27 protein-coding genes are annotated in these 26240 nt (G+C 71.0%); 14 read left to right on the plus strand and 13 right to left on the minus strand.

Annotated elements, in window-relative coordinates:
• The first annotated feature begins 101 nt into the window (after positions 1-101).
• From ACH4EB_RS24905 to ACH4EB_RS24920, 4 genes are read left to right on the plus strand one after another with little or no spacing between them, the layout of a single operon-like run.
• The gene (locus tag ACH4EB_RS24905; protein ID WP_398349944.1) at positions 102-611 is read left to right on the plus strand and encodes a phosphatase PAP2 family protein; all 510 of its coding nucleotides are present in this window, start codon (positions 102-104) and stop codon (positions 609-611) included.
• Positions 608-1585: a decaprenyl-phosphate phosphoribosyltransferase gene (locus tag ACH4EB_RS24910; RefSeq protein WP_398349837.1), complete on the plus strand. Its 978-nt coding sequence runs from the start codon at positions 608-610 to the stop codon at positions 1583-1585. Before ACH4EB_RS24905 ends, ACH4EB_RS24910 begins: the two co-directional genes overlap by 4 nt.
• A 20-nt stretch (positions 1586-1605) precedes the next feature.
• Positions 1606-2151, plus strand: coding sequence for a GtrA family protein (locus tag ACH4EB_RS24915; RefSeq protein ID WP_398349838.1), 546 nt, complete (start codon positions 1606-1608; stop codon positions 2149-2151).
• 9 nt (positions 2152-2160) lie between these two features.
• On the plus strand, positions 2161-3141 hold the full coding sequence (locus ACH4EB_RS24920; protein ID WP_398349839.1) for a YihY/virulence factor BrkB family protein: 981 nt from the start codon (positions 2161-2163) through the stop codon (positions 3139-3141).
• 130 nt (positions 3142-3271) lie between these two features.
• Here ACH4EB_RS24920 and ACH4EB_RS24925 read toward each other — a convergent pair whose 3' ends face one another.
• Positions 3272-4669: a D-alanyl-D-alanine carboxypeptidase family protein gene (locus ACH4EB_RS24925; RefSeq protein WP_398349841.1), complete on the minus strand. Its 1398-nt coding sequence runs from the start codon at positions 4667-4669 to the stop codon at positions 3272-3274.
• Here ACH4EB_RS24925 and ACH4EB_RS24930 point away from each other — a divergent pair.
• Positions 4668-4934 (plus strand): SCO4848 family membrane protein, encoded by a 267-nt coding sequence (locus ACH4EB_RS24930; RefSeq protein WP_398349842.1) that lies wholly within the window; start codon positions 4668-4670, stop codon positions 4932-4934. The two genes, ACH4EB_RS24925 and ACH4EB_RS24930, sit on opposite strands and share 2 nt — an antisense overlap.
• 86 nt (positions 4935-5020) lie before the next feature.
• On the opposite strand, the gene ACH4EB_RS24935 is transcribed toward ACH4EB_RS24930, so the two are convergent.
• From ACH4EB_RS24935 to ACH4EB_RS24950, 4 genes are all read right to left on the minus strand, one after another.
• Entirely contained in the window at positions 5021-6178 is a 1158-nt protein-coding gene (locus tag ACH4EB_RS24935; protein ID WP_398349843.1) for a hypothetical protein, read from the minus strand.
• A gap of 5 nt (positions 6179-6183) precedes the next feature.
• On the minus strand, positions 6184-7416 hold the full coding sequence (locus tag ACH4EB_RS24940; protein ID WP_398349845.1) for a putative T7SS-secreted protein: 1233 nt from the start codon (positions 7414-7416) through the stop codon (positions 6184-6186).
• Between the two features lie 12 nt (positions 7417-7428).
• Entirely contained in the window at positions 7429-7722 is a 294-nt protein-coding gene (locus ACH4EB_RS24945) for a WXG100 family type VII secretion target (RefSeq protein WP_398349846.1), read from the minus strand.
• Positions 7723-7895: 173 nt separating this feature from the next.
• Positions 7896-8555, minus strand: coding sequence for a hypothetical protein (locus ACH4EB_RS24950; RefSeq protein ID WP_398349848.1), 660 nt, complete (start codon positions 8553-8555; stop codon positions 7896-7898).
• Between the two features lie 422 nt (positions 8556-8977).
• On the opposite strand from ACH4EB_RS24950, the gene ACH4EB_RS24955 reads away from it, so the two are divergent.
• The 4 genes from ACH4EB_RS24955 to ACH4EB_RS24970 all read left to right on the plus strand — a co-directional run bounded on the left by ACH4EB_RS24955 (position 8978) and on the right by ACH4EB_RS24970 (position 12746).
• Complete coding sequence (locus tag ACH4EB_RS24955) at positions 8978-9289, plus strand: hypothetical protein (RefSeq protein ID WP_398349850.1); 312 nt, start codon at positions 8978-8980, stop codon at positions 9287-9289.
• Between the two features lie 49 nt (positions 9290-9338).
• Complete coding sequence (locus ACH4EB_RS24960) at positions 9339-10820, plus strand: WXG100 family type VII secretion target (protein WP_398349851.1); 1482 nt, start codon at positions 9339-9341, stop codon at positions 10818-10820.
• A 168-nt stretch (positions 10821-10988) separates the two neighbouring features.
• Positions 10989-12176 carry a S8 family serine peptidase gene (locus ACH4EB_RS24965; RefSeq protein WP_398349853.1) on the plus strand — a complete coding sequence of 396 codons (1188 nt, stop codon included), beginning with the start codon at positions 10989-10991 and terminating at the stop codon, positions 12174-12176.
• 66 nt (positions 12177-12242) lie between these two features.
• Positions 12243-12746, plus strand: a complete 504-nt coding sequence (locus ACH4EB_RS24970) for an FBP domain-containing protein (RefSeq protein ID WP_398349854.1) — start codon at positions 12243-12245, stop codon at positions 12744-12746.
• A 5-nt stretch (positions 12747-12751) separates the two neighbouring features.
• On the opposite strand, the gene ACH4EB_RS24975 is transcribed toward ACH4EB_RS24970, so the two are convergent.
• Together ACH4EB_RS24975 and ACH4EB_RS24980 are read right to left on the minus strand one after the other, a co-directional pair.
• Entirely contained in the window at positions 12752-13642 is an 891-nt protein-coding gene (locus ACH4EB_RS24975) for a TetR family transcriptional regulator (protein WP_398349856.1), read from the minus strand.
• Between the two features lie 383 nt (positions 13643-14025).
• Positions 14026-14853: an alpha/beta fold hydrolase gene (locus tag ACH4EB_RS24980; RefSeq protein ID WP_398349858.1), complete on the minus strand. Its 828-nt coding sequence runs from the start codon at positions 14851-14853 to the stop codon at positions 14026-14028.
• Between the two features lie 78 nt (positions 14854-14931).
• Between ACH4EB_RS24980 and ACH4EB_RS24985 the strand changes: the two genes are divergently transcribed.
• Positions 14932-15378, plus strand: a complete 447-nt coding sequence (locus tag ACH4EB_RS24985; RefSeq protein WP_398349859.1) for a MerR family transcriptional regulator — start codon at positions 14932-14934, stop codon at positions 15376-15378.
• 181 nt (positions 15379-15559) lie between these two features.
• The gene (locus ACH4EB_RS24990; RefSeq protein WP_398349861.1) at positions 15560-16444 is read left to right on the plus strand and encodes a hypothetical protein; all 885 of its coding nucleotides are present in this window, start codon (positions 15560-15562) and stop codon (positions 16442-16444) included.
• A gap of 64 nt (positions 16445-16508) precedes the next feature.
• Here the strand turns inward: ACH4EB_RS24990 and ACH4EB_RS24995 are convergent, their stop codons facing one another.
• The 5 genes from ACH4EB_RS24995 to ACH4EB_RS25015 all read right to left on the minus strand — a co-directional run bounded on the left by ACH4EB_RS24995 (position 16509) and on the right by ACH4EB_RS25015 (position 20940).
• Positions 16509-17282, minus strand: coding sequence for a succinate dehydrogenase iron-sulfur subunit (locus ACH4EB_RS24995; RefSeq protein WP_398349862.1), 774 nt, complete (start codon positions 17280-17282; stop codon positions 16509-16511).
• Positions 17282-19036, minus strand: a complete 1755-nt coding sequence (sdhA, locus tag ACH4EB_RS25000) for a succinate dehydrogenase flavoprotein subunit (RefSeq protein WP_398349863.1) — start codon at positions 19034-19036, stop codon at positions 17282-17284. The genes ACH4EB_RS24995 and sdhA overlap by 1 nt, the downstream gene beginning before the upstream one ends.
• 25 nt (positions 19037-19061) lie before the next feature.
• Complete coding sequence (locus tag ACH4EB_RS25005; protein WP_398349864.1) at positions 19062-19544, minus strand: succinate dehydrogenase hydrophobic membrane anchor subunit; 483 nt, start codon at positions 19542-19544, stop codon at positions 19062-19064.
• 9 nt (positions 19545-19553) lie between these two features.
• On the minus strand, positions 19554-19934 hold the full coding sequence (gene sdhC, locus ACH4EB_RS25010; protein WP_003985924.1) for a succinate dehydrogenase, cytochrome b556 subunit: 381 nt from the start codon (positions 19932-19934) through the stop codon (positions 19554-19556).
• A 406-nt stretch (positions 19935-20340) separates the two neighbouring features.
• The gene (locus ACH4EB_RS25015) at positions 20341-20940 is read right to left on the minus strand and encodes a 2-oxo-4-hydroxy-4-carboxy-5-ureidoimidazoline decarboxylase (RefSeq protein ID WP_398349865.1); all 600 of its coding nucleotides are present in this window, start codon (positions 20938-20940) and stop codon (positions 20341-20343) included.
• Between the two features lie 242 nt (positions 20941-21182).
• Here ACH4EB_RS25015 and ACH4EB_RS25020 point away from each other — a divergent pair, with 242 nt between their 5' ends.
• From ACH4EB_RS25020 to ACH4EB_RS25030, 3 genes are all read left to right on the plus strand, one after another.
• Positions 21183-22808 (plus strand): glycoside hydrolase family 20 protein, encoded by a 1626-nt coding sequence (locus tag ACH4EB_RS25020; RefSeq protein WP_398349866.1) that lies wholly within the window; start codon positions 21183-21185, stop codon positions 22806-22808.
• 424 nt (positions 22809-23232) lie between these two features.
• Positions 23233-23973, plus strand: coding sequence for an RNA polymerase sigma factor (locus ACH4EB_RS25025; protein ID WP_398349867.1), 741 nt, complete (start codon positions 23233-23235; stop codon positions 23971-23973).
• Positions 23973-25049: a hypothetical protein gene (locus ACH4EB_RS25030; protein WP_398349868.1), complete on the plus strand. Its 1077-nt coding sequence runs from the start codon at positions 23973-23975 to the stop codon at positions 25047-25049. The genes ACH4EB_RS25025 and ACH4EB_RS25030 overlap by 1 nt, the downstream gene beginning before the upstream one ends.
• 237 nt (positions 25050-25286) lie before the next feature.
• Here ACH4EB_RS25030 and ACH4EB_RS25035 read toward each other — a convergent pair whose 3' ends face one another.
• Complete coding sequence (locus tag ACH4EB_RS25035) at positions 25287-26150, minus strand: L,D-transpeptidase family protein (protein WP_398349869.1); 864 nt, start codon at positions 26148-26150, stop codon at positions 25287-25289.
• Positions 26151-26240: the final 90 nt, after the last annotated feature.

The raw sequence follows: 26240 nt of genomic DNA on the forward strand, positions 1-26240 counted from the left end.
GGGCTTGAGGGATAGGCGCCGGGCGGGCCGCACGAAGCGGGCGGCCCGCCCGGCGGGCCGGCACGAACCGGATCGAGGTGACCCCGCTGTCCCCCGAAGAGATGGATCACCGCCTGCTCGTGGCGCTGCGCACCCGTGGCACCGACCCGCGGGTGGCCGCCGTGACCCGCGCCCTCTCGCACGGCGGCGAGCACGGAGCGCTCTGGCTCGCCGCCGGGCTGGCGGGCGCCGTGGCCGACCGGCCCCGGCGCCCCGCCTGGCTCCGCGGCACGGCTCTGAGCTGCGGTGCCCACCTGGCGAGCGTCGCCCTCAAGCACGCCGTGCGCCGCCCACGCCCCCTGCTGCCCGGCCACGCCCCTCTCGTACGGGCCCCCGGCCCGCACTCCTTCCCCAGCGCCCACGCCGCCTCCGCCACCGCCGCCGCCGTGGCGCTGGGCGCGCTGCGGCCGGTGGGCGCGTTCCTGTCCGTCCTGGCCGCGGCGGTGTGTCTGTCCCGGCTGGTGGCAGGCGTGCACTACCCGTCGGATGTGGCCGCGGGCGCCGTACTGGGCGCGCTCACCGCGTGCGCGGGAGGCGGGCGGGCGCACGGCGCGAGCGGAGGGCGGCCGTGACCGAACGCACCGCCGTCCTGGAAGAGCCGCCACCCGGCACCGGAGTGGCCACCGCCCCGCCGCCCGGCCTGCGGACCCGCGCGCTCGGCCTGCCCCTGGGCCTGCTGCGCACCGCCCGCCCGCGCCAGTGGGTCAAGAACGTCCTGGTGGCCGCCGCCCCGGCCGCCGCCGGCGACCTCTTCCTGCGCCACACTCTCCTCCAACTCCCCGTGCTCTTCCTCCTCTTCACCACCGCCGCGGCCGCCGTCTACCTCGTCAACGACGCACGGGACGCCGCGGCCGACCGCGCCCACCCCGACAAGCGCCGCCGCCCGGTCGCCGCGGGCGAGGTGCCCGTACCCGTCGCCTACGCGGCCGGCGGCCTGCTCGCCGTCCTCACCCCCGTCACCGCCGCCGTGCTGTGCAACCCCGCCACCGCCGCGCTGCTCGCCGCGTACCTCCTCATGCAGCTCGCCTACTGCGTCAGCCTGAAGAACGTCCTGGTCGTCGACCTCGTCGTGGTCACCGCCGGCTTCCTGCTGCGGGCCATGATCGGCGGACCCGCGCTCGGCATCCCGCTGTCCCGCTGGTTCCTGATCACCGCGGGCTTCGGCGCGCTGTTCATGGTCGCCGCCAAGCGCTACTCCGAAGCACTCCAGATGGCGGAGCGGGCCCGGGAGGACAAGGGCGAGACCCGGGCCCTGCTGCGCGAGTACAGCGACGGCTACCTGCGCTTCGTGTGGCAGCTCGCGGCGGGCGGCGCCGTCCTCGCGTACTGCCTGTGGGCCCTGGAGAGCGGCGGTACGTCCGCGAGCGTCCTGCCGTGGCGCCAGCTCTCCATGATCCCGTTCATCCTCGCCGTCCTGCGCTACGCGGTCTTCGCCGACCGGGGCACGGCCGGCGCCCCGGAGGACGTCGTCCTGCGGGACCGCCCGCTGGCCGTCATCGGCGTGGCCTGGACCGGGCTGTACGCGATGGCCGTCGCGGACGTGTGAACCGGGCGAGCGCCGCCACCATGGCCCCGGGTCCCTCCCGCCGCGCCGGCACCGAACGGCTGCCGGGCGGCCGGCTGCGCGCCCTCGCCCCCGAACTGCTCGGCTTCGCCGTCGCCGGCAGCTTCGCGTACGCCGCCGACCTGGCCCTGTTCGTCTGGCTGCGCGGGCCGGCCGGCCTGGACCCGTTCACCGCCAAGTCGCTGTCCTTCCTGGCGGGCTGCACCGTCGCGTACGCCGGGAATGCGGTCGGTACGTACCGCACCCGTACCCGCCCCGCACCGCCCCCGTACGCCGGGCGCCCCGCCCGCGTCCCCGCCCCCGTACGCGTCCGCCGCTACGCCGCCTTCCTCGCCGTGAACCTCGCCGGCGCCCTCGTCCAGCTCGCCTGCCTCGGCGTCTCACACCACGTCCTCGGCCTGACCTCCGCGACGGCCGACACCGTCTCGGGCGCGGGCGTCGGCATGGCGCTGGCGACATGCCTGCGGTTCTGGGGTACGCGGACGCTAGTGTTCCGCCACGCGGGCCACATACCCGTGCAGACGGTGTCGAAGGCTGACGAAGGGTAGGCGGGGCCCATGGAATGGTTGAGCAAGCTCCCGGTCCTCGGCCCGGCCGTGTCCTGGCTGATGACCACGCACCTGTGGCGGGCGTACGAACGCATGCAACGCGTCCACTGGACCCGGCTGGCCGCCGCGATCACCTTCACCAGCTTCGTGGCGATCTTCCCGCTCCTGACGGTGGCCGCCGCGCTCGGTGCCGCCCTGCTCGACGAGCGGCAGTTGCACGACGTGCAGTCGAAGATCGCCGAGCAGATCCCCGGCATCTCCGGCCAGCTCGACCTCGGCGCGCTCGTCGACAACGCCGCCACCGTCGGCATCATCGCCGCCGTCGCCCTGCTCTTCACCGGCGTCGGCTGGGTCGAGTCGCTGCGCGACTGCCTGCGCGCCGTCTGGGAGAAGGACGACGAGGACACCAACGTCTTCGTCGCCAAAATCAAGGACGGCGCCCTGCTCCTCGGCCTCGGCGGCACCGCCCTGGCCTCCCTGGTCTGCTCCGGCTTCGCCAGCGCGGCGGTCGGCAAGGCGGCCGAGTCCCTCGGCCTCGCGGAAGGCGGCGTCGGCAGCGTCCTGCTGTCCGCCGCCGGCTTCTGCATCGCCGTACTCGCCGACTTCCTGCTGCTCGCCTACGTCCTGACCAAACTGCCCGGCGTCCACCCGCCCCGCCGCGCCGTCGTCGTCGCCGGCTTCATCGGCGCCGTCGGTTTCGAACTCCTCAAACTCCTCCTCAGCGGCTACCTCCAGGGCGTCGCCGCCAAGAGCATGTACGGCGCCTTCGGCACCCCGATCGCCCTGCTCCTGTGGATCAACTTCACCGCCAAACTGATGGTCTTCTGCGCGGCCTGGACCGCGACCCAGCCCTGCGACCCGGAGTCGGCACGCAAGTCGCTGGACTGCGACGAGGGGGCGGGGGAGAGCGGACAGGAAGGAGAAGAGCGAAGCGGAGCAGGGGCGGCGGGGGAGCCGGAGCCACGGGGGCGGGGAGCTTCGGGGGCGTGAGCTGGGGCGGGGAAGTTGGGGGAGCCAGGGAGCGCGTGAGCTGGGGCGCGGCCGGGCGGCCCCAGCCGTGCTCTGCCCTGCTTTGCCCTGCTCTGCCTCCCCCGGCTTTCCCTCTGCCCCGTCCCGTACCCTACTTCCGGCCGGCGCGCCGCCGCATCAGTTCCGGAAGGGGCCAGCGGCGGTGCACCGCGAGGGCCAGCCCGCCGAGCACCACCAGCGCTCCGCCGGTGATCGCCAGTGCGGTCCAGATGCCGCCGGAGCCGCCGGAGGAGTCCTCCAGCCCGGCCCGCGCCTTGTCGCCGTCCAGCTTGGCGCCGCCCGTCCGCGCGTCGCCCTCCTCGCTCTTGGGACCGACCAGCCGGCCGACCGGCTCGACCTTGTCCGCCGCCGCGAAGCCCCAGTCGAAGAGCTTGGCCGTCTCCTTGTACGCCTCGTTGTGTTCCTTCTTCTCCGGGTTCATGACCGTGACGAGCAGCTTGCGCTCGCCCCGCTGGGCGACCCCGGTGAAGGTCGAGCCGGCGTTGGTGGTGGAGCCGTTCTTCACGCCCGCGATGCCCGGGTACGGCTTGACGTCGTAGTCGCCGCTGAGCAGCCGGTTGGTGTTCTGGATGCCGAACGTCCCGCGCTTGCCGTCCTTGACCTCACCCGGGAACTGCGCGCTCACCGTGGAGCAGTACTCCCGGAAGTCCGCGTTCTGCAGCCCCGCGCGGGCGAACAGGCTCAGGTCGTACGCGCTGGAGACCTGCCCCGGGGCGTCGTAGCCGTCCGGCGTGACGACGTGGGTGTCCGTCGCGTTCAGCTCCTCGGCCTGCTGCTGCATCTCCCGCACGGTCTTGGCCGTTCCGCCGTTCATCGCGGACAGCGTGTGCACCGCGTCGTTGCCGGAGCGCAGGAAGACACCGAGCCACAGGTCGTGGACCGTGTAACTCAGGTTCTCCTTTATCCCCACCAGGCTGCTGCCCGCGCCCATGCCCGCCAGATCGGCCGGCTTGACCGTGTACTTCTGGTCCTTGGGGAACTTCGGCAGCACCGTATCGGCGAACAGCATCTTCAGCGTGCTGGCCGGCGGCAGTTGCCAGTGCGCGTTGTGCGCGGCCAGCACCTGGCCGCTCTCGGCATCCGAGACGATCCAGGACCGCGCCGTGATCTCGTCCGGCAGCTTGGGCGCCCCCGGCTTGAGCTGCACCTGCGTACCGGCCTGGCCCAGCAGCCCGCCCCCGACCTTCGACATCTCGGCGGGCGGCGCCGGTGCCTTCGGCTTCCCGTCGGCGTGCGCGGGCGCGGCGAACAGCAGCGGCGGCAGCAGGACAGCGGTGCCGGCCAGCGCGGCGCCCGTACGGGTGAGCGCGTACCGCGCGGCGGAGACGGCCCCGGACGTGTTCCCGGCCGCCGTGGCGGTCGGATGAACGGCTGAAGTGGTCGGCACGTCGGTGAACGTACCCGTCGGCGCGGACGCCCCGGACACCACCCCACGGAAGAGTGCCCCGGCCGCCCGCCGGATGGAGCCGCTGCCCATACTGGGTTCCATGAAGCTCTCGCGCCCCGTCTCCTGGTTCCTGCTCGCGTTCGGGGTATGGAGCTGGTTCATCTGGATCACTTTCGCCAAAAACCTCTGGAAGGACGGGAGCGGCCTCGCCTTCGACGACGCGGGTGACCCCACCGCCTACTTCTGGGTCCACCTCGCGCTCGCGGTGACGTCCTTTCTCTTGGGGACGGCAATCGGAGTGATCGGGTTCCGAGGCCTCCGCGCCCTCGGCAAGTCGTCCACCGGTTCCACCGACACAGCCCCCTGACCTCGGCCCTCGCACACACCGGCGCCCGCCGACCGTGCGCTATCTCACACATGCTCAGCACGGGCCGCCGGTATGCGCGGCCCGGGTCAGCCGAACGTCGACCCTTCGGGCGCCGGCGCCCTACGCACGCACGACGAGACGAGCCGCACCTCCAGCCGCCGCTGCGCGACGTGCTCCGTCACGGCGACCGAATAGCCCGCGACCTCCGCGGAAGCCGCGGCACCGGCCGTCGCCCGGAGGACCCGGGCCCCCTCTCCACCCAGCGCCTCCACGGCCCAGCCCCCGTCGCCCAGATACGCCCCCAACCGCTGAAGAGCCGCCGGCAGCGCAGCGGGCTCGATGTCCTCGATACGCCAGTCATGCTGCGCCGAACACGCAGAACGCAGCCCCTTCACCGCACAGGTGCCACACGTGACGGCGAACGGCTGGGCATTCTGCGCCATGCGCCCCCGCAAGGCGAGAGCATCGAGAAGCCTGCTGGAGTGCCAGTAGAGCCTTTTCGTGAGTTCGGGAGCGGGCGGCCCAGGGGTGACCTCCTCCCGCGCCACAACAGGCCCTACGGCTACGGCGTCGTCGTGAGCCGGCTGCCCGGGCGTCAGCCCGTGGTGCGGCGCGCCGGTCACTTCGATCGTGTTCACGATATTGAAGAACAACTCGGAATACAGATTCCAGTCGTCCATGCAGGGCGTACTGAGTTCGAACAGGCAAACCTGCCGCTCCCCGGGGACCGGGAAGAAGACCGCGATCTTCCCGATCGTGAGGGTTTCCGGACGCCCGGTGTCCGTGAGGTCCGCAGGCAGATCCACTGCCTCCGGAGTGATACGCACGGCCGCCTCCCCGGCGGCCAGTGAGATCACCTCCACCTCACTCCTCGGCGACTCCTCCGAGAGCTGGGCGGCAAGCTCCTCGCAGTTCACCGCCCGGGCCTGCGGCCCACCGTCGATCAGGGAAGCGGTGACCGTGGCGGTGCTGCGCTGCCCCTCGATGTCCAGGAGACAGAAACCGGCATAGCCCACACCGGCCGCCAGCATGTCCTCGACTGCCTGGAGCTGCATGGCGACATAGGCGAACCACAGGTCGTTGCCGCCGTCCGGGTATATCTCGATCGCGAGGAGGCGCAGCTCTTCCACGAGTACGTCGACATCGTCGGTCAACGGGAGTTCGTGAAAGGCGGGCGGGACACGGAAGGTGACCGGAAACTCCGGTTCCACCGTCTCGGCCACCTCGGCCATATGGGTACTCACCGGTGTCAGGCTCCCGCCGCGCTCAGAAACGCCTTGCCCAGCGGCTTGTCCTCAGGCCAGTTGGACTCGATACGGTGCCCGAGCCCGATGCCCTTGACCCCCATCTGCGTACCGCGAGCGCCCCAGTGAGCCACGTCGAGCGGCGCGGCGTCGTTCCCCCGGAATATCTTTGCGGCCTTCTGGATTCCGGTGTGCATGACGCCGTCGGCCATACCTCGTGCGACGTTCTCCGACCGGGCCAGGTTCTGAGCGTACTTGAAGGTGTTGGCGACCTTCCCGCCTTCGGCCACGATTTTCCCTCCCTTGCTCAGCTTGCCCGCGGCCTTGAGTCCCTTGACAGCACCCAGCCCCGGCAGAACCCCCAGGCCGGCGCCGACCCAGTCCATGACGCCGACCTTGCCTCCTCGGGAGGCCTTGATGCCGTAACCGGCCAGAGCAAGGGCGCTCGTTCCGATGGCCAGACCGCCCAGGATGGCGCCGACCGGCGGGATGGCCATCGTGGCGAGAGAAAGGATCGACAACACGGCACTGATGTTGGACAACAGATCGGCGTGCTCGGCCAGCCAGTCCTTGAATCCGCGCCACGCCTTCTTCATGCCGTCGAGCGCGCGATCCCACCAGTGCAGGTCCGGCGGGTGATTCTCCGACGCCTTGAGGATCGCCCGCTCGGCCTCACCCGCACGGTCGTCCCACTGGGACCGCAGATCCTCCGCCTTCTTCATGATGTCTTCCAACGCGTGCTGGGCTTTCTCATCCGCGGACTTCGCGGTGTCCAGCTCGTTGTTGATGCGGTCGACCTCGGACTGCTCCATCTGCACGCCGGCCAGCCCGTCGTACTTGTCGATGAGGCTGTTGTAGCTGTTCCGCTTCTCCTCGGCGTGCTTGCGCGCCTCAAGCGCGTCGGCCTCAAGGCCCTTGGCGCGCTGCTGCATCAGGCCGAGCTGGGAGTGCCACGTGCGCAGGGACTTCGCGCAGTCGTGCATGGAGTCTCTTCCTTGCTGCAAGTACTTGGGCAGCTCCCCGAGTTTCGTCCGGAACTTCTCGGCGGCCTCGCCCTCCCACACACCGTCGGTCTTGCCGACGCTCTTGAGGAGTTCGTGCAGCTCCTCAAGCTCGTCGCCGACCGTCTTCACGTCCGTGGCGAGGGACTGGATGGTGTGGAGATCTCCCTTGGCCGGATTGAAGGTGAGACCCGGCCAGTCCGAGTCATCGGCGATGAACTTGCTTTTCCACTCCACAGCGTTCCCCCGCTACTTCCGGCTGAAGCCCTTTGCGTTGTCGCCGTCGGCGGCCGTATAGGCCTCAAGCGTCAACGACAGTTGTTCGTGAATCTTCTTCGCGGCGTCGGCGATGCGAGTGATTCCGTCATCCCACTGGGACTGGAACTCATCACAAGCGCCGTCGAGTCCCCCGGTGCCCAGCCCTTTGGGCCCCACCTTCTTGAGTTTCTTGCTCGCGCCACGCATACGGTCGTCGCACTCGTCCAGCTTGCGCAGCATGTCTTTCATCCGGGTCACATCGATCCGGAAGTCCGAGTTCCCCAACTCGCCGCTCCCCGTTCATGGTCGGTGGGACTGCCCTGCTCAACGTGCCGGGCATCGTCAAGGGCAAAGCATGAACCTAACCTTTGGCAGCACTGTCACCGGGCCCGAAAATTCAACATTTATCTCTGATCGTCAGCGGAAGGGCGACAGTGCTTTTGCCGTCTCTTGGGCCGTCAGTTACGTTTCGTCAGCGAGGCAAAGTACAGGACCGCTTGTGCTTGGGTGAGTGGCGCATCCAGCCTCTCCGGGTCCCAGGCGAACGCCGTGTAGCCCGAGGTGTACCCCAAGAGAGCGCCACCCAGCCCTCGCGGCCTTGGCCGCCAAGTGATGCGCTCGGGCTTGCTCCACATCCAGGTTGAGGGGCCTCCGCCGTCGTGAAGCAGGCCCATGACGGCGAACAGGGGCCAGAGAGGCACTGTCAGCCAATACGCGAACCAACCGCGCAGCGTGCCCTTGTAGCCGGCGGCGGCCTGTGTACCCGCTGGTGTGTGCATCCGCCACGCCTGGCGAATCCCGCGCGGCGACCGCCCGTGGACGACACGCCCCACGTATTCACCGACGGGTCCGTGAACGATGTATTCCTTTTCCTTCTTCGATTCCGCGCCCATGGCCGGTGGACTGATCGTGCAGATTGTCCGGCGTGTCCCGGAAGGAGAAGTGAGCAGGAACAGTGGGCCCGTGGAGACTTCCCCGTCAGAGCGGTGAATCTGCGCCAGCACCTCCCCGTTGGCAAATTTCCCGGAGAGCAGTGTGCCCCAGGCTTGGTATCCAGGCGGGGTGGTGAACTGTCGAGATTCCTCTGCCCGCGTGATAGTGAAAATGGTCCTGGGCACGGTGCCACCTCGTGAAGGTTGCGGACGGAATTGTGCCCGCTATTGTGCCTGCTCCGGTTGAGGTCGGCTGCCCGAGGGTGGTGCGCCCTGAACCGCATGAAGAGGGAGGTTTGTCGGGTTTCCGGAGTCTGCGGCGGTTGGCGCGGGCAAGGTGTCGAGAGAGCCCAAGGCGGACACGACACGCAGGTGGGTTGGGGTGTGCCGCGGGAGGGTGGGGGTGTTACGGCGACGCATCCGCAAAGCGCGAGGGATGTTTGGTGCTTAATCTGGCAAATCATGACTTCTGATCTTGCGATCCACCCTCTGGAACCCCTATTTTTTACACTCTTTGCGTCGCGTGTGCGCGCAGGCCGGGGCGGCTCACAGTGCGGGCCGTGATGGGGGCGCGTGGCGGCGTCGGGGAGTAACGGGGAAGGACTTCGATGGGCGAGCAGTACAGGGTCGACCTGCACGAGCTGGACAGCGTCGTACGCAAGCTCAAGGGCCTGCAGGGCGACATGGACGAACCGAGCCAGAAGGTCAAATACAGCACGAACGTTCCGAAGTCCGCCTTCGGCTCCAACTTCAACGAGGCCGAGAAGATTGCTGCGGCGCATGATGACATGCAGCACTACATGGCGCAGGTCGTTGACGCTCTCCAAGACCTCATCAAGGACTTCGGCGAGAAGGCCGAGCGCAGCCGCGGGGCGTACGAGGACCGGGAGCAGGAAGCGCGTACGTCGATGAAGAGCTGAGACCCCGGCAGTACGACTACGAACAGAATGACGACCAAGGGGGAAGGTCATGGCCGGTGGCCCGATGGACACCGAGGGCAACAAGGCGTACGCCAAGTCGATCGACGAAAAGCACCGGAAAGAGAACCTCAAGCAGTTCGAGAACTACAAGCCTGTTCCGGTCTCGGACTCGGACTTCCACCACCACGGGATCGACGCGCTCCGCGCGATGATCGAGAACGCCAAACCGGAAGCACTGGAGACTGCCGGTGACCACTGGCGGGCGTCCGCCGACCGGCTGGCGGGCCAGGACGGCACCGGCGGTATCCGCAAGGCGTTCATGGACGCCGTCGATCACGCCTCGAACCACTGGCAGGGGAAGGCCGCCGACGCGTTCCGGCGGGAGGCGGCAGAGGTGCTGAAGAAGATCGACCGGACGTACGGGCACGCCCGCAACGTCGAGTCGATGCTGATTGGTACGCGTTCCACCGGCCCGGAGTCCGGTATCGCGCACAACCTGCGCCAGGCCAAGAAGACCATGGCCGGGATCGAGGACCCGGGCAAGGTCGAGAGCGCGTTCAACTCGTCGGGCGACGACTCCCAGTTCCACAAGGACATGGCGAACCCTAAGATGGACGCCAAGATGGCGCTGGAGGCCAATCGCGACAAGCTCTCCCTGAGCAAGGAGCGCCAGGTCGAGGCCGTCATCGTCATGGAGGAGCTGGCCAACCACTACCGGTTGCAGGAGGGGAAGGTCGCCGACCCGCCGAAGGGCGATCCGCCGGGCGGCCGGGGCAATTGGCCGTCCGCGCCGGGCACCTACCCGCCGGTGCCGCCCGTCACCATGCCGGTCGTGGGTGGCACCCGCCCCAAGCCCACCTCCGTGACCCCGCACGGGTCGAAGGGCGGCGGTGGCTACAATGGCCTCGGCGGCGGCGTGAACGTCCAGCCGTCGCACGAGCCGGTACGCACAGGCCTGGACGGTCTGCAGGGCGGCACCGTTGCCCCGGTGGGCCCCGGCATCACCGGAGGCGGAGTCAACCCGCCTGCCGGCGGTTCGGGCGGCGGCCCGGGCGGCAGCGGTCCGATGGGTGGCTTCATCGCCCCCCTGCCGTACGGCAAGACGGGTGGCACCGGTGGCGGGGGCGCGCGTTCGGTCCCTGGCGGCCGTGGCGGCGCCCTGGGTGGCAGCCGGGCCGGTGGCGCGGGTTCCGGACGACCTGGCGTGCCCGGCGGCATGGGCGGTGGCGCCGGTGCCGTGGGCAGCGGCGCGGGACGTGGTGGCGCAGCGGGTCGCGGTGGCGCCCAGGCCCGTAAGCCCGGCGGAGTCGTCGGAGCCCCGGGCACCCCGGGGGCCGGAGCCAAGCAGGGCGGTGCCGGACTGCACCGCAGTCGTGGCGGAACACAGGCGATGGGCGCTCCGGGCGGCGCGGCGGCGAACAACCGCGCCAAGGACAAGGAGCGGACCAAGAAGGAGCGCCCCGACTACCTTGTCGAGGACGAGGAGACATGGACGCCGCAGCGCAACGTGTCCCCTCGCGTGATCGAGTAGGGATGTACGTGCCGTCGGCGTCGGCTGTATGAAGTGGTACGAAGAAGTGCCCCGCGCGCGCAGTGCGGGGCACTTCTGCAAACCGGACGCCTCCCCGACCGGGGCGATCCGCCAAGCGGCCACCGCCTGGCCCTGTCCGCCGTGAACGGAAGTAGTGAGGATCAGAGCATGAAGGTCACCCGAACCCTGCGCGCGGCCGCCGGTGCCGCGCTGACCGGAGCGTTGCTCCTCACCGCGACCGGGACGGCTTCGGCGGATCAGCCGCGGAGTGCGCTGTGGCCGTTCCAGGCGTTCGACGTACAAGACATTTGGAAGCAGGCGACCGGTAAGGGTGTCACCGTCGCCGTCATCGACTCCGGCTTTCGCACGACCCACCAGGATCTGACCGGAGCCTTCCTGCCCGGTAAGGACTTTCCCAATCCCTCCGTGGACAAGAAGGAGACCGCGCCACCGGGGATGGACATCCGCGACCATGGCACCGGAATGGCGGGGCTCATCGCGGGGCGCGGCCATGGCCCGGGCGGCAGCCAAGGCGTCAAGGGGCTGGCACCGGACGCGAAGATCCTGCCGCTGACGGCCGACAAGAGCACCCCGGAGGCGACCCGTTACGCGGTGGATCACGGCGCCAAGGTGATCAACATGTCGTTCGTCGCGGACCCCAGCACCCCCGACATGTGTGCGTCTGTCCACTATGCGGTCGAGAAGGGCGTCGTCGTCCTCGCCGGTGTCGGCAACGAAGCCCTGCCGAACGAACGTATCCCGGCCGCCTGCCCCGGTGCCATCGGCGTCGGAGCCGTGGACGAGTTCGGCAAGGCTTGGGAAGGCAACAACTACAACAAGTCGGTGGACATCCTGGCTCCCGGGGTGAAGATCCCGTTCCCCGGCGGCCGGAGCGACACGAGCTACCTCACCACCGACGGCACCTCGATGGCCACCGCCTACGCCTCCGCCACAGCCGCCCTGCTGCTGGAGAAGTACCCCGACCTCACCCCCGGCCAGATCGCCAACCGCATGGTCAAGACGGCGGGTCTGTCCAAGTCGGTGAAGGCGAAGAACCTCAAGCTGCCCGACGCGCACTACGGATACGGCTTCATCCAGCCCTGGGGGGCGCTGACCCGCGACATCCCCGCCGGCCCCGCCGAGGGGCCGCTGCCCATGCCGAAGGGCAAGGCGTCGAAGGACGCCGTGGTCGCGGGCGCCGAGAAGGGACAGGACCCGAATCCGCCGATCGGTGGGAAGAAGATGATGATGTACGGAGGCATGGCGGTGGGTGCGCTCCTGCTGATCGGTCTCATCGTGATGGTCATCGTCCTCGTACGCCGCCGTGGCAACAGGGGCCCGCAGGCCTGGCACTGACACCTGCCGGCGCCCACCGAAAATTCGAGCGACGTCCTCCCGCTCGGGCTGTTAGTTTCACTCACCATGGACCCCTTGAGTGAAAAAGAGATACGCGCCTCCTTCGTCAATTGCTCGAAGGGGGAGGCGAGCCGGATCAATCTGCCGGTGGGGCTTTCCGGGGTGCCGTGGGGGGACCTGGATTTTCTTGGGTGGCGGGATCCCGGGGCGCCGGACCGGAGTTATCTGGTGGCGCCTCGGGGGGACGGCATCGTCGGGGTGACGTTGCGGGTGCCGCAGGGGGTGCGGCGGAGTTTCACCAGGACGACCGTGTGTTCGCTGTGCGTGACCGGGCATCCCGGGTCCGGGGTGAGCTTGCTCGCCGCGCGGAAGGCCGGGGTTCTGGGGCGGCAGGGGAATACCGTCGGGACGTATATCTGCGCGGACCTGGCGTGCTCGCTCTATGTGCGCGGGAAGAAGAAGTCCGAGCTGGCCGGACGGCATGAGGAGACGTTGCCGCTGGAGGACCGGATTGCTCGGACGGTGATGAACCTCGAAGCGTTTCTGGAGAAGGTTTTCGAGGAGCAGTGAGGAAGTCAGTCGCGGGAGGCGGGCCGGGCCGCGGCGGCTGCTGCTGCCGGGAGGGCGAACTCGCTGAGTACGTCGGTGACTTCGCGTACCAGCGGCCGTAGCACCCGGAAGCGGGACGCGGCGACCGCGCGGGCGACCAGGGGGGAGGTCCGCTCGACCAGGCGGCGGCTGCGTTCGCAGTTCTCCGAGCGATCGTGCACCCAGTACAGGACCAGGCCCATCTGCTGGAGCCACAGCAACTGGGGCAACCGCTGCGACAGTTCCGGGTCGGCCTTGGTGTCGGCGCCGGCCAGCACCTGCCGGTGCAGCGCGATGGCGGCCTCACGCGGGCCTTCGGAGGCGTCCGAGAAGGGGCTGAGCGGGCTGTCCGGGTCAGCGGCGTTCTTGAAGAACTGGGCGGCGAACCGGTGGTACGGCGCGGCGACGTCGAGCCAGGTGAGCAGCACGCCGCGCAGCCGTCCCGCCAGGTCCCGTTCGCGGGCCAGCACGTCCGTCACGGCCGTCGCGTGCTCGGCGGCGATGCGGTCGTAGAAGCCCTGGATCAGGTGCTCCTTCGAGGCGAAGTAGTAGTACGCGTTGCCGACCGAGACGCCGGCCTCCTGGGCGATGGCCCGCATGGTGGTCTTGTCGTAACCGCGTTCCTGGAAGAGGCGGAGGGCGGTTTCGAGGATGAGGGTGCGGGTCCGGGTGCCGTGGGAGCTGAGTTCGGGGCCCGGACCCGCCGTACGGCCGTCCGCCGCGCCCCGGCCGTCCGCCGCGCCCCGGCCGGGCTCCGCGGCATCGGTACCGTCACCCGCGCCCGCAGCGCCGACTCGGTCACCCGCGCCCGCCGCACCGGTTCCGCCGCCTGCGCCACCAGGCGTCTCGCCCGTACCCGCCTTCATCGCTTCGTCCACGCCACCGACCTTAGTACCGGCCGTGCCGTGGCCCCGCTCCGCTCCCGTACCGGGCTCTGCCCGCCCGGGCCCTGGCGGGGACGCGCCCCCGGACGCCCGGCCCTGACACGGCCCCACTCCGCCCCGCACCGCCCCCCCCGTACCGGACTCTGCCCGCCCGGGCCCTGGCGGGGACCCGCTCCCGGACGCCCGGCCCTGACACGGCCCCACTCCGCCCCGCACCGCCCCCCGTACCGGGCTCGGCCCGCCGGGGCCCTGGCGTGGCCCCGCTCCCGTACCGGGCTCTGCCCGCCCGGGCCGTGGCGGGGACGCGCCCCCGGACGCCCGGCCCTGTCACAGCCCCACTCCCGCCCCGGCCCCCCACCCGCTCCCCCCCGCACCTTCTAAAGCCCCCGCTCCCCCAAGAACTTCAGGATCAGGCTCTCCCACTCCTCCGGCCGCTCCGCCATCGGTACGTGGCCGGTCGCGATCTCCGCGTATTCGGCGCCGGGTATGTGGTCGGCCAGATGGCGCGAGTGGGAGGGGTGGATGAGCTGGTCCAGGGTGGTCGCGACGACCAGTGTCGGTACGGTGATCCCGGCCAGGTCGCCGGTGGTGTCGACCTCCTTGACCAGCGCGGACTGTTCCGCCGAGCCGGCCGGCGGGCCGTCGGGGCTGTCGTCGAGGACGGCGGCCAGTTCGGCGGGCGGGAGGGTGTTCAGGGCCTCGGGGGAGAGGCCGCTGAGCGCGCGGGCCTGCGCGAAGCCCGCGTAGTCGCCGCGCTCCAGCAGGCGCAGCCACAGGTCGAGCCAGACGTGCGTGCGGCGGTCGGGCTTGGCGAGGCCGGCGGTCAGGACGAGGCCGCGTACGCGCTCCGGGTGGCGGGCGGCGGCCCGTACGGAGACGGCCGTCCCCAGGGAGAAGCCGATCAGGGTGAAGGTCTCGACGCCCGCCGCGACGGCCTCGGCCACGACGGCGTCGGCGAGGGCGTCGAGCTCCAGTGGGCCGTCGGCGCGCGGGGTGCGGCCGGAGCCGGGGTAGTCGGGCGCGACGACGGTGTGGCCGGTGGCGGTGAGTGCGGGGATGAGCGCGCCGTAGTTGTCGGCGATGCTGCCGGTCGCGCCGTGGGCGAGCAGGATGCCGTGGGCGGCGGGGACGGTGCCGGGGTCGGCGGGGGTGACGGAGGTGGACAGGGCGGGAAGGCGCGGTGCGGCCGCGGGAATCTTCGTCATGTGCACCAGGTTGACGCTTGACACCGGTGTGAAGGTCAAGTCGCCGGTTCGAGGGATCGGTCCCAGGGGAGGCAGTTCATGGCACGGTCGGCGGGGGAGTGCGTGGTGCTGGGGGAAGGGGAAGGCGCGCTGCGCATCGGCGAGCTGGCCGAGCGTTCGGGGGTCAGCGCCCGTTCGTTGCGCTATTACGAGCAGCAGGGCCTGCTGCGCGCCGACCGGGACGCCAACGGCTACCGCCGCTACGGCCCGGACGCGCTGGAGACCGTCGGGCGGATCCGTGAGCTGCTCGCCACCGGCATGGGTACGGACGCCATCCGGGAGCTGCTGCCCTGTGCCCAGGGCGGTCCCGGGCTGGTCTTCTGTGACTTCTCCAGTGGCGTGGTGGAGCGGCAGATGGCGCGGCTCGACGCGGAGATCGCCGAACTGGCGCGGAAGCGGGAGGCGTTGGCGACGTACGCGCACGCCATGCGTCAACGCCGGGACGAGGACCGGGCGTTGGCTGCCATGGCGCTCCGCTCGGCCTGACGAGGGGTGGCCGGGCCGCGTCGGTGGCACCGCTGTGACCAGCACAGATGTCTTCTCATTCGTTTTTCATTGAACGAATGTGGGGTTGGTGGCGTGTACGGGTTGCGGAATGCGGCCCGCGGGTCGGATCCTCGGTGGACCGCTGTTCGGGGGAACGGTGGTGCGGTCACAACATCGGGGGATGGTTGTGTTACGTGTGCACTTCACGGCAGAGGATCTGAACCGTACGCGGATCGCCGAAGGGGCCGACCCCTTGTGGGAGACGGTCCTGAGCCTGCACCGCCTGCGCGGGAACCGCGGCGAGCCGGCCCTGGCCGCCTGGCGGCAGCACGCCGCGCGGCACGGTCCCGGGCCGCTGCGGATGCTGCTGCCGCTGGTCCCGCCGCGCGGCTACTTCCCCGACTTCCTCACGCCCGCGGCCGGTTCGGCCGGCGTGGAGCCTGGCCTGGAAGCCGTGATGACGACGCCCCGGCGTCGGCTGCGCGCCGAGATCGGCCTGCTGGCCGGGCAGGCGCAGCGGCCGGGGCACGGGCAGCACGCCGCCCCGCCCTCCTGGATGCGCTCCCTCGCCGACGGCGAACCGGCCGCGCTGCGCGCCCTCGCCCGCGGCCTGCGCACGTATCACCACACCGCCCTCGGCCCCGGCTGGCCGCTGATCGGGCAGCGCGTCGAGGCCGACCGTACGCTGCGGCTGCACGCGCTGCGCCAGGACGGCGCCGAGGCCATGCTGCGCACCTTCGGGCCGGCCATGCGCTGGCGGCGCCCCGTCCTGGAGGTGGTCTACCCGCGCGGCGGGGACCTGCGCCTGGAGGGGCGGGGCCTGCTGCTCGTGCCGTCGTACTTCTGCACCGGCCCGGTCACCTTCGCCGACCCCGGGCTGCCGCCGGTCCTGGTCTATCCCGCGGCGCCACCCGCCGAGGCCGCCCCGGGACGGGCGGCGGGGCCCGGACGGGGCGCCCGTTCCGGGGCCGGACATGCCGAAGGGCTCCGCCTCCGTACGTACGGGAGCGGAGCCCTTCGCGGCTTCCAGACCCGGTTCGGATCGCTGACCGGAACCGGGTCGTGAAAAGGACCGCTGCCTGAGCAGGAGTCCCGGCCGTCGCGTCAGACGGCCGGGACCGGCCCCGGGATCAGAAGCGACGCGTGATCAGCGCGCGCTTGACCTCCTGGATCGCCTTGGTGACCTCGATACCGCGCGGGCAGGCGTCCGTGCAGTTGAAGGTCGTACGGCAGCGCCAGACGCCGTCCTTGTCGTTGAGGATTTCGAGCCGCTGCTCGCCGCCCTCGTCCCGGCTGTCGAAGATGAAGCGGTGCGCGTTGACGATCGCCGCCGGGCCGAAGTACTGGCCGTCGTTCCAGAACACCGGGCACGAGGACGTGCACGCGGCGCACAGGATGCACTTGGTGGTGTCGTCGAAGCGCTCGCGGTCCTCGGCGGTCTGCAGGCGCTCGCGCGTCGGCTCGTTGCCGGTGGTGATCAGGAACGGCATCACGTCCCGGTAGGCCTGGAAGAACGGCTCCATGTCCACCACGAGGTCCTTGAGGACCGTGAGGCCCTTGATGGCCTCGACCGTGATGGGCTTCTCCGGGTTGATGTCCTTCAGCAGCGTCTTGCACGCCAGACGGTTCTTGCCGTTGATCCGCATGGCGTCGGAGCCGCAGATGCCGTGCGCGCAGGAACGGCGGAAGGTCAGCGTGCCGTCCTGCTCCCACTTGACCTTGTGGAGGGCGTCCAGGACGCGCTCCTTCGGGTCCATCTCCAGCGTGAAGTCCTGCCAGGCGGCGTCCTCGGAGACCTCCGGGTTGAACCGGCGGATCCGCAGCGTGATGGTGATCGTGTGCGAGGCGCCGTCCTCGGCCGCGTCCAGGGCCTTGGAGTGCTTTTCGAGGGTGGAGGTGCTCATCAGTACTTACGCTCCATCGGCTGGTAGCGGGTCTGGACGACCGGCTTGTAGTCGAGGCGGATCGACTCGGAGCCGTCTGCCGCCACCTCGCGGTACGCCATGGTGTGCCGCATGAAGTTGACGTCGTCGCGGTTGGGGTAGTCCTCGCGGTAGTGACCGCCGCGGGACTCCTTGCGGGCCAGCGCGGACACGGCCATCACCTCGGCCAGGTCGAGCAGGTTGCCCAGCTCGACGGCCTCCAGCAGGTCGGTGTTGAACCGCTTGCCCTTGTCCTGGATGGACACGTTCAGATAGCGCTCGCGCAGCTCGCCGATCTTCTCGACCGCGGTCTTGATCGTCTGCTCGGTGCGGAACACCATCACGTTGGCGTCCATGGTCTCCTGGAGCTCCTTGCGGATCTCGGTGACCCGCTCGTTGCCCGAGGCGGAGCGCAGCCGCTCGACCTGGTCCTGGACCATCTTCGCCGGGTCCTCCGGCAGCTCGACGAAGTCCGCGCCGGCCGCGTACTCCGCCGCCGCGATGCCGGCCCGCCGGCCGAAGACGTTGATGTCCAGCAGCGAGTTGGTGCCCAGCCGGTTGGCGCCGTGCACGGACACGCAGGCGACCTCGCCGGCGGCGTACAGGCCCGGTACGACGGTGGTGTTGTCGGCCAGCACCTCGCCCTCGACGTTGGTCGGGATGCCGCCCATCGCGTAGTGCGCGGTCGGCTGGATCGGGATCGGGTCCGTGTAGGGCTCGATGCCGAGGTAGGTGCGCGCGAACTCGGTGATGTCCGGCAGCTTGGCGTCGAGCTGCTCCGGCGGCAGGTGGGTCAGGTCCAGGTAGACGTGGTCGCCCTCGGGACCGCAGCCGCGGCCCTCGCGGATCTCCGTGTAGATGGAGCGCGAGACGACGTCACGCGAGGCGAGGTCCTTCATGACGGGCGCGTACTTCTCCATGAAGCGCTCGCCGTCCTTGTTGCGGAGGATGCCGCCCTCACCGCGGGCGCCCTCCGTCAGCAGGATGCCCATCCGCCAGATGCCGGTCGGGTGGAACTGGAAGAACTCCATGTCCTCCAGCGGCAGCCCGCGCCGGTACGCGGCGGCCTGGCCGTCGCCGGTCAGGGTGTGCGCGTTGGAGGTGACCTTGAAGAACTTGCCGGTGCCGCCGGACGCGAAGATCACGGCCTTCGCCTGGAAGACGTGGATCTCGCCGGTCGCCAGCTCGTACGCGACGACGCCGGCCGACTTCTTCACGCCGTCGACGTCCTGGAGCAGCAGGTCCAGGACGTAGAACTCGTTGAAGAACTCGACGCCCTCCTTGACGCAGTTCTGGTACAGCGTCTGGAGGATCATGTGGCCGGTGCGGTCCGAGGCGTAGCAGGACCGGCGGACCGGGGCCTCACCGTGGTTACGGGAGTGGCCGCCGAAGCGGCGCTGGTCGATGGTGCCGTCCGGGGTGCGGTTGAACGGCAGGCCCATCCGCTCCAGGTCCAGGACCGAGTCGATGGCCTCCTTCGCCAGGATCTCGGCGGCGTCCTGGTCGACCAGGTAGTCGCCGCCCTTGATCGTGTCGAAGGTGTGCCACTCCCAGTTGTCCTCCTCGACATTGGCGAGGGCGGCGGCCATGCCGCCCTGGGCCGCGCCGGTGTGGGAGCGGGTGGGGTACAGCTTCGTCAGGACCGCGGTGCGGCTGCGCTTGGTCGACTCGATGGCCGCGCGCATCCCCGCGCCACCGGCGCCGACGATGACCGTGTCGTACTTGTGGATCTTCATGAGTCGGTTACCTCAGCCCCGGGGCCTAGCGGATGTTCGGGTCGAAGGTGAAGATCACCAGCGTGCCCAGAAGGACGGTGAACACCGTGGCGGTGTACAGGAGCATCTTCAGCCAGAAGCGGGTGTTGTCCCGCTGCGCGTAGTCGTTGATGACCGTGCGCAGGCCGTTGGCGCCGTGCAGCATCGCCAGCCACAGCATCACCAGGTCCCAGACCTGCCAGAACGGCGAGGCCCAGCGGCCCGCCACGAAGGCGAAGCCGATCTTGGAGACGCCACCGTCCAGCACGAGCTGGAGCAGCAGGTGGCCGAGGACCAGGACGACCAGCACGATGCCGGACAGCCGCATGAACAGCCAGCCGTACATCTCGAAGTTCGTACGGGTCGTCTTGGGCGTCTTCTTCGTACGCTTGCGGGGCGGCTCGATCACGGGAGCCGGGTTGTCCACGTCGTACAGGGACACGGAGTCGTTCACAGCGGAACCTGCGGGGGATTGAGTTTCAGCGGACATCGCGCGTCATCAGCTCCCGAACAGGGTGCGCAGCGTGTGCTGCAACACCGGGTAGAAGGCGCCGGCCATCAGGACGGCCCATACGCCGACAACGGTCCACAGGAGCTGCTTCTGGTACTTCGGTCCCTTGGACCAGAAGTCGACGGCGATCACGCGAAGGCCGTTGAGCGCGTGGAAGAGGATGGCGGCGACGAGGCCGTACTCCATCACGTTGACGAGGGGCGTCTTGTACGTGGCAACGACGTCGTCATAGGCCTCGGGGGAGACGCGGACGAGTGCGGTGTCGAGGACGTGCACGAACAGGAAGAAGAAAATGAGGACGCCGGTGACTCGATGAGCCACCCAGGACCACATGCCTTCCCGGCCGCGGTACAGCGTTCCAGCCGGCACGGAAAAACCCTCCGGGAGCGGGGATTGGGGCCTGCCGGCTTCTCTGTCGGTCTGGCCCGGCCGGGTACGGTCCACCGGCCCCGGCCATCGTAGCGACGGACTGTCGGTTCCTCCCGCCGGGGTCCTCAGGTGTGATCAAACAGGCACGTACGGGCTACCCCTCCAGGGCGGGCCGGCCCTGTACGTACGGGGGCGGATGCGGTAGGCGGACGGGCGTCCGGGACGGGTGGCCGGGGCGGACGGGGCTGGGCCGGGGCTGGGCCGGGGCCGGGCGGTGGGCCGGGCCGGGCCGGTCGGGGCCCGGACGCGGGACGGGAGGGGCCGCCGTCGGGAGTCCGGCCGTGGTGGCCCTGAGCCACGGCTCCCGGCCGTGGCCCTCAGTCGCCGTGGCCCTCGGCCGTGGCCCTCAGTCGCGGGACACCGCGAGCTGGGCGAGCCGCCCGCCGGCGATCCGGCGCAGCTCCTCCGCGGCGATGGTCCGCTCCTCCTCGGGCTCGTTGCCGAGCCGGTCGTGGATCGCGGTGAGCACCACGTTCAGCAGCTCGGAATCGCGGAAGCCGTCCAGGCAGATGACGAAAACATGCCGGAACTGGCGCTCGTACTCGGCGTGCGCGGCGCGCAGCGCGGTGTGCGCCGCGAGCGTGCCCGGGCCGCGCGCGCCGACGAGCGGCTGCGGCGAGACGGTCTCCCCGGCCAGCGCCTCGTCCAGGTCGTCCGCCGTCAGGTCGTAGCTCGCCTCGTCGGCGGCGGCCAGCAGGGCCTCCGGGTCCGGGTACGGTCGGTGCGCGGCCAGCCGGCGGGCCCAGCGGCGGCTGCCGCAGCACAGCAACAGGGCCGCTTCGGCGGCGTCCGGCGGGGCGGCGTTCAGGCGGTCCAGGCCGGTCGTACGGGCCGGGGCGCCACCGGGAGGCGGTGGCGGCAGCGGGGGGAGCTTCTGGAAGGGTGAGGCGGGCCGGGGAGTGCGCAGCGGTGTCGGCGGGGCGGCCGGGATGTCGCTGGGCTGCATGGGCTCCTCGGGGCGGAGAACGCTGGATCAAGGCGGCCGGAGCGGGGGCCGCGGCGGATGCGCGGGGGCCGTGGGCTCCGGGAGGGGTGAACGGGTTGGGACGCCACCGTAACGACGTCCCTCGATCACTGTCCGACGGATGCACGAATTTCACCCGTACGAAAGAGCTTTTGCGCGCGTAGTAGACGCAAACGTCTGTCACCTGGCAATACCTTCGCCCCGGAAAGGGAGGTTTTGCGTATATGAGGACCGGAAGACTGGCCGCGAGCATCACCGCAGGAGTGACGGCCGCCCTCACGGCGCTGGCCGTCACGGGGTGCTCGGACAGCGGCGCCCCGCCCAAGGGCGACGGCGGCAGCGCCTCCGCCGCGCCCACCCCCACCTGGGCCCCCGTGCAGGGCCCACCGCGCACCGTCCCCGCCGTACAGAAGTTCAGCGCCGCCGACGGGCGCGGCTGGCGGCCCGCCAGGGAGGCCCGCGTCGTGGTCCCGGCGGGCGAGAAGAGCCCGGTCGCGGACGAGGCCCGGCGGTTCGCCGAGGAGCTGGGCGGCCTGCGCACGGTCTGGGGCGAGCAGGCCGTACGGCCCGGTGACGTCGAGCTGCGGCTGTCCGGCGGCCGGGACGCCGCCCGGCGCGCCGACAACGCCCCCGTGTACGACACCGCCGAGGAGGCCTACACCCTCACCGCCCGCGGCACCCGCCTCACCCTGACCGCCCCCACCGATGCCGGGATCTTCAACGGCACCCGCACCGTCCTGCAGTCCGTACGAGCCTCCGGCGGCGTCCCCGAAGGCACCGTCGAGGACCGCCCCGACCGGGCGCAGCGCGGCTTCATGCTGGACATCGCGCGCAAGCACTTCGACGCCGGGTGGATCGAGGACCGCGTCCGCGAGCTGGCCGGCCTCAAGCTCAACCAGCTCCAGCTCCACTTCTCCGACGACCAGGCCTTCCGCATCGAGAGCGAGCGGCACCCCGAGATCGTCTCCCCGGACCACCTCACCAAGGACCAGGTCCGCCACCTCGTCGACCTCGCCCGCGGCCTGCACATCACCGTCATTCCGGAGATCGACTCGCCCGGCCACCTCGGCGCCGTGCTGCGTGCCCACCCGGACCTCCAGCTACGCTCCGCCGACGGCCGGTCCCAGCGTGGCGCGATGGACATCTCGCAGCCCGGCGCCGCCGAGATCGTGGACGACCTGCTGCGCGAGTACGCCCCGCTCTTCCCCGGCGGGCACTGGCACCTGGGCGGCGACGAGTACCGCGCGCTGGCCGACCGCGCCCCGGCCGAGAACTACCCGCAGCTCGCCCGCGCCGCCCGGGACAAGTACGGCGACGACGCCACCATCGAGGACCTGGCCACCGGCTGGCTCAACGACCGGGACAAGACCGTGCGCGCCGCCGGCGCCCGGCGGGTCGAGGCGTGGAACGACGGCTACTTCCGCGACACGCAGGTCGCCCCGGACGCGAACCGCACCGTCGCCTACTGGACGGGCAAGGAGATCGGCGCCCGCGAACCGGACGAGTACCTGCGCGAGAACCGCAAGGTCGTCAACCTCAACGACGAGTACCTCTACTACGTGCTCGGCGAGCCCAACAACATGCCGTACCCGACCGGCGAACGCATCTACACCCAGTGGAACCCCGGGGTGCTGCGCGGCACCAAGGCCGTACCGCAGTCGCTGTCCGGCCCGGACCGGGTGCTCGGGGCGCGCCTGGCGGTGTGGTGCGACCTGGCCGACGAGCAGACGCAGCAGCAGGTGGCGGACGGCATCCGGATGCCGCTCCGCGCGCTGGCGCAGAAGGTCTGGGACCGCCGCGATCCGGCCCTGTCCTGGGAGGACTTCAAGAAACTGGCCAACCAGGTCTGAGCGGCCAGGGCCGGACGCGGCGAGAGGGGACGACCGGGGCCGCCACCCCCCACAGGAGAGGCCCCGGCCGTCGTTCCAGGGGAGCCCGGTGACGGGCCCCTGTTCCTTACAGCGCCACCTGCCGCGAAAGCGTCACACGGGGTGCGGGCTGTGGGTGGGCCCGGTGCGTGGGGCGGTCTGGACGCGGGGTGTGCCCGGGCCGTAGCGTGCGGGTCCGCGCCGGGGCGGGGTGGCCGTGCGCGCCTTCCGCCGGTGTGGAGGGGCGGGGCGGCAGGCAGCCCGGATGCCCGGTGTGCGGGCGGCCGGGTTACCGTCAGCGGGGACACACGGGTTTTCAGGGTTACCAGGGGTACCCGCGGTGCCCGAGAACAGTGAATCAGCGAGGACCGGGCGGCGGACTTTCCGCGTGCGACAGGATGGACCCGTGCGAGGGGACGACATTCAGCCGGACGACGGCCGGCTGACGGTCGCCGTACAGGCGGCGCAGGGCGGTGACGAGGCGGCGTTCCGCACCGTCTACCGCGCCGTGCACCCCCGGCTGATCGGATATGTACGGACCTTGGTGGGCGAAGCGGACGCCGAGGACGTGGCCTCCGAGGCGTGGTTGCAGATCGCCCGTGATCTGTCCCGCTTCAGCGGCGACGCCGACCGGTTCCGCGGCTGGGCCGCGCGGATAGCCCGTAACCGGGCCCTGGACCACATACGGATGCGCGGCCGCCGTCCCGCGGTCGGCGGCGACGAGACCGAACTGGCCGACAAGCCGGGCGTATCGGACACCGCCGGCGAGGCCATGGAAGCCCTCGGCACCCACCGCACCTTCCGCCTCATCTCACGGCTCCCGCAGGACCAGGCCGAAGCCGTCGTGCTGCGCGTGGTGGTGGGCCTGGACGCCAAGAGCGCGGCAGGCGTACTGGGCAAACGGCCCGGCGCCGTACGGACCGCCGCGCACCGCGGCCTGCGACGCCTGGCCGACCTGCTCGGAGCCGGGAACGAGGAGGGTGGCGGCACCGGGCCCGGCCAGGAGGGTGAAGGGCGCCCGGGGGGACCCATGGGAGGAGCCGTGGGAGGAGTGCCCGCACAGGGCGGCGGACGGGGCGAGAGCGCGGCGGAATCGTACGTACCGGGTGTGACGGAAACGGCCGCACGAACGCAGAAGGACATGTGATGGCCGACGACCGGTACGACTGGCTCGACGAGGAGGCCGCGGAGCGACTGCTGCGCGGCGAACCGGCCGGTTCCCCGGACGGCGCCGCCGCCGCGGAACTCACCGCCCTGCTGAACGCCGCCGCCGAGGCGGGCCGGGACACCGCCGGGGACGCACCGCTCCCCGGCGAGGAATCCGCCGTCGCCGCCTTCAGGCAGGCGTACGGCCACGCCCCGGCCGGCAGCACGGCCGCGCCCGCCACGGAGGCCGTCCGCGCGCCCCGCGGCGCGGGAGCGGCCACCCGCCGCCGCTTCGGTCGCCCCCTGCGCCGCGGCTTCATGGTGGCCCTGGCGGGCTGCGCGCTCGGCGGCGTCGCCGTGGCCGCCGGCGCGGGCGTCCTGCCCACCCCCTTCCGCAGTACCACCGGCCCGGCCCCGGCCACCAGCGTCTCCGCCGCCGAGTCCCCCGGACAGCCCGCCACCGACGACACCGGCACGGCCACCGACGGCGCCACCCCGATGCCGGACCCCACCCCCGGCACGGACCGGCCCGACCCCCTGGTCACCGACACCGGAGACGACGGCGGCACCGACGGCACCCGGACCCCGGACCCCGGCCGGAGCGCCCCCGGCCAGGACGCGACCGGCGACGACGACAGCCGGCCCGGCACCCCCAAGGACAAACCCGACGCCAAGGAGAAACACCGCCTCGGCGTCACGTTCTGCCACACCTACGAATCCGGCCGGCGCTCCGTCCTGGGTCAGGACACCCTGCGCCGCCTGGAGCGCGCCGCGGGCGGTCCCGACAAGGTGCACGCCTTCTGTCGCCAGTACCTCGCCCACACCCAGGACGGCACCCGCGACGACAGCCGCTACGACGGCGACGGCCGCGGCAACCACGGCCAGGGAGACCACGGCCACGGGGGCAAGGGCGGCCACGGGAACAAGGGCGGCGACGAGGACGGCGGCCACCGGTACGCCCCCTCCGCCGGTTCCGCCGCCCACACCGCGCCCGACCCCGCCGGCATCGTCACCACCACCCCCGCCGCACCGGACGCCCTGCGCATCCCCGGAGCACCCCCCGTCGCGCGGGTGTGACACTTTCCGGCCCCCCGGCGCAGTACGTGGTGAAGCCGACTGGTCATCGGCTTGCGCGCGAGCCGGGGTTCCCCCCGTACCAACGGCTCGCCGCATCCGGCGCGGGCGGGGCACGTTCCCCCGGCCCTGCCCGCGCCCCCTTTGCGCCTGAGCCGGCGCCGCTTTCGCGTAGGTGGTTGTGGGGGTGGGGGGTGCTCAATAGGGGGTGACGGGTCACTACCGGGGGCCCGGTGGGGGCTACTTGTAGATGACGACTTTGTCTCCCGGTTTCACCTCTTGGAACAGGGCGGCGATCTTGTTTCGGTTGCGGACGTTGACGCAGCCGTGGGAGGCGCCTTGGTAGCCGTGGGCCGCGAAGTCGGCGGAGTAGTGGATGGCCTGGCCGCCGCTGAAGAACATCGCGTACGGCATGGGGGTGTGGTAGATCGACGAGACGTGGCGCCGGCTCTTGAACGTGACGCGGAAGGTGCCCTCCCGGGTGGGCGTGTACTGGGCGCCGAAGCGGACGTCCATCGCCGAGCGGACCTTGCCGTTCACCATCCACGCGAGTGAATTGCTCCGCTTGCTGACGCACAGCACACGGCCCGTCATGCAGCGCCGGTCACGACGGGTGACCGGTTTCTTAGGGGTCTTCTTGGCGGTCTTCTTGACGCGCGGGTACATCTCGGAGCGGGTCGGCGGGTGGGTGCGCGAGTACAGGGCGCGCCAGGTCGCGTGGTCCAGCGTGCCCGTGCGCCGCAGGCCACGCTGCCGCTGGAACGCCGAGACGGAGGCGGCGGTCTGCTTGCCGTAGAAGCCGGTGGGCTTACGTCGGAAGAGTGACAACTGGGCCAGCCGGGCCTGTAGTTCGCGGACCCGTTGACCTCGGGAACCCGCGGCGAGCACCGGCTTCGCGGCCCGGCGCGGGGCCTTGCTCGCCCGGGTGCGTCCGGGGGCCGCCTTGTCCGCCGTCTGCCCGGGGAACGCCTCCGCGCGCCCCGGCGCGGAGGCCGAGGGGGCCGTCGGCGGGGGTCCGCCGTTCGGGGTGATCGTGATGGTCTTGCAGCCGGTCGTCACGGCCAGCACCAGCAGACTCGCGGCCACCACACGTCCCTTGCGCACGCCGTGTTCCCTTCCGCGTCCGTGTCATGGCGTCACCCCCGCGGCGACACCGGCCCCTTCCTGAATTCCCAGCCCCACGGCGAACCGAAC

Source organism: Streptomyces sp. NPDC018045, from assembly GCF_044327445.1.
Taxonomy (GTDB): domain Bacteria; phylum Actinomycetota; class Actinomycetes; order Streptomycetales; family Streptomycetaceae; genus Streptomyces.

Bases quoted from the DNA above. Each gene is read 5' to 3' on its own strand.
- ACH4EB_RS24905 (WP_398349944.1), top strand. From the start codon at position 102: ATGGATCACCGCCTGCTCGTGGCGCTGCGCACCCGTGGCACCGACCCG.
- ACH4EB_RS24920 (WP_398349839.1), top strand. From the start codon at position 2,161: ATGGAATGGTTGAGCAAGCTCCCGGTCCTCGGCCCGGCCGTGTCCTGG.
- ACH4EB_RS24985 (WP_398349859.1), top strand. From the start codon at position 14,932: ATGGCACGGTCGGCGGGGGAGTGCGTGGTGCTGGGGGAAGGGGAAGGC.
- ACH4EB_RS25015 (WP_398349865.1), bottom strand. From the start codon at position 20,940: ATGCAGCCCAGCGACATCCCGGCCGCCCCGCCGACACCGCTGCGCACT.
- ACH4EB_RS24970 (WP_398349854.1), top strand. From the start codon at position 12,243: ATGGACCCCTTGAGTGAAAAAGAGATACGCGCCTCCTTCGTCAATTGC.
- ACH4EB_RS24995 (WP_398349862.1), bottom strand. From the start codon at position 17,282: ATGAGCACCTCCACCCTCGAAAAGCACTCCAAGGCCCTGGACGCGGCC.
- ACH4EB_RS24925 (WP_398349841.1), bottom strand. From the start codon at position 4,669: ATGGAACCCAGTATGGGCAGCGGCTCCATCCGGCGGGCGGCCGGGGCA.
- ACH4EB_RS24965 (WP_398349853.1), top strand. From the start codon at position 10,989: ATGAAGGTCACCCGAACCCTGCGCGCGGCCGCCGGTGCCGCGCTGACC.
- ACH4EB_RS24980 (WP_398349858.1), bottom strand. From the start codon at position 14,853: ATGACGAAGATTCCCGCGGCCGCACCGCGCCTTCCCGCCCTGTCCACC.
- ACH4EB_RS24990 (WP_398349861.1), top strand. From the start codon at position 15,560: ATGGTTGTGTTACGTGTGCACTTCACGGCAGAGGATCTGAACCGTACG.
- ACH4EB_RS24915 (WP_398349838.1), top strand. From the start codon at position 1,606: ATGGCCCCGGGTCCCTCCCGCCGCGCCGGCACCGAACGGCTGCCGGGC.
- ACH4EB_RS24960 (WP_398349851.1), top strand. From the start codon at position 9,339: ATGGCCGGTGGCCCGATGGACACCGAGGGCAACAAGGCGTACGCCAAG.
- ACH4EB_RS25030 (WP_398349868.1), top strand. From the start codon at position 23,973: ATGGCCGACGACCGGTACGACTGGCTCGACGAGGAGGCCGCGGAGCGA.
- ACH4EB_RS24955 (WP_398349850.1), top strand. From the start codon at position 8,978: ATGGGCGAGCAGTACAGGGTCGACCTGCACGAGCTGGACAGCGTCGTA.
- ACH4EB_RS25005 (WP_398349864.1), bottom strand. From the start codon at position 19,544: ATGTCCGCTGAAACTCAATCCCCCGCAGGTTCCGCTGTGAACGACTCC.
- sdhA (WP_398349863.1), bottom strand. From the start codon at position 19,036: ATGAAGATCCACAAGTACGACACGGTCATCGTCGGCGCCGGTGGCGCG.
- ACH4EB_RS24930 (WP_398349842.1), top strand. From the start codon at position 4,668: ATGAAGCTCTCGCGCCCCGTCTCCTGGTTCCTGCTCGCGTTCGGGGTA.
- ACH4EB_RS25020 (WP_398349866.1), top strand. From the start codon at position 21,183: ATGAGGACCGGAAGACTGGCCGCGAGCATCACCGCAGGAGTGACGGCC.